Here is a 1,231-nt window from a genome sequence, read left to right as displayed (position 1 = left end):
TATAGTACCCTCGTTTTGTTGGACCAAGATTTCTGTTTTCTAAGTTGAATTTAAGCTGCCATATTATAGATTATAAACGGCTTCTTCCTATCGATGCCTTGATGATCTCTGTTATGATATCTATCAATCCATTTTCTTATTCCATTATACAATTGCAATCCGTTATCTGCTGGGTTCAGGTAAATATATTGGTATTTTATTGTTCTCCAAAATCTCTCAATATAGATATTGTCCAGCGCTCTTCCTCTTCCATCCATGCTAATTCTAATCTCACTATCCTTTAAAAAATCGATATACTGCTTGCATGTAAATTGACTTCCCTGATCGCTATTAAGAATATCAGGACAGCCATGTACACTAATAGCTTCTCTAACAACTCTCAGCGAAGATTCTGCATCAAGAGAGTTACTAAGCCCCCAGCCAACAATAAAGCGACTATAAACATCTATTATTGCCGTTAGATACATGAACCCCTGTTGCATCGGAACATAGGTAATATCAATTTCCCAGACTTGGTTAGGTCTGCTTATTTCTAAATGCCGTAATAGATAGGGATATACATATTTCTTTTCACCCAAAACAGTTAAATGTTTTCTAGGATAGATGGCACAAATGTTAGATTTTCTCATTAATCGTCGTACTCGTTCGTAAGAACAATGAATCCCTACATCCTTTAACATTGATTGCATCGTTAGAACGCCTGCTGTTGGCTCTTCCAATATATGTTTATCCATTAGTTGCATCACTTTTAAATTTTCATCAGATTCACCTTGTGGAACATGATAGAAAGAAGATCGTGGAATGCCTAAATAATCACATTGACTCCGAATGCTAACATCTGAATCACGATTTATTAAAAGCCTTAAATCTATAAATGGCCTAATTTCTTTAAGTTTTTTTTTAAGAACTCATTCTCCATCTCTAATTTGCCAATTTTTGAATATAGGTTCTCCGTATCAATATCTTCAGTTTCTTTTGAAGTATGCTTCCCTTCGAAAATCTGTTGAGAATTCTCTAAGAACTCTTGCTTCCATTGAGATATCTGGTTAGGATGAAGTTCAAATCGTTCTGCTAAAACGGCTAAGGTTTCTCGCTCTTTAAGTGCTTCTATTGCAACTTTTGCTTTAAATGTTGAGCTAAATTTACGACGTGTTCTTTTCATTTTTTCCATGAGTTTAATTTACATTATTTTTCAATTAAGCTCCTGGTCTAATTTTCTTAGGGTATTATA

General features: G+C 34.4%; 2 protein-coding genes. Both read right to left on the bottom strand.

Annotated elements, in window-relative coordinates:
• Nucleotides 1-50 precede the first annotated feature (50 nt).
• The gene (locus tag BZG02_RS20670) at nt 51-854 is read right to left on the bottom strand and encodes an IS3 family transposase (protein WP_281253732.1); all 804 of its coding nucleotides are present in this window, start codon (nt 852-854) and stop codon (nt 51-53) included.
• Between the two features lie 14 nt (nt 855-868).
• Nucleotides 869-1,162: a transposase gene (locus tag BZG02_RS20665; RefSeq protein ID WP_180335807.1), complete on the bottom strand. Its 294-nt coding sequence runs from the start codon at nt 1,160-1,162 to the stop codon at nt 869-871.
• Nucleotides 1,163-1,231: the final 69 nt, after the last annotated feature.

The organism is Labilibaculum filiforme, assembly GCF_002843315.1.
GTDB lineage: Bacteria > Bacteroidota > Bacteroidia > Bacteroidales > Marinifilaceae > Labilibaculum > Labilibaculum filiforme.
The sequence above is the reverse complement of the archived record's forward strand: the minus strand, read 5'-3'. Positions and strand labels throughout refer to the sequence as shown.

Bases quoted from the DNA above. Each gene is read 5' to 3' on its own strand.
- BZG02_RS20665 (WP_180335807.1), bottom strand. From the start codon at position 1,162: ATGAAAAGAACACGTCGTAAATTTAGCTCAACATTTAAAGCAAAAGTT.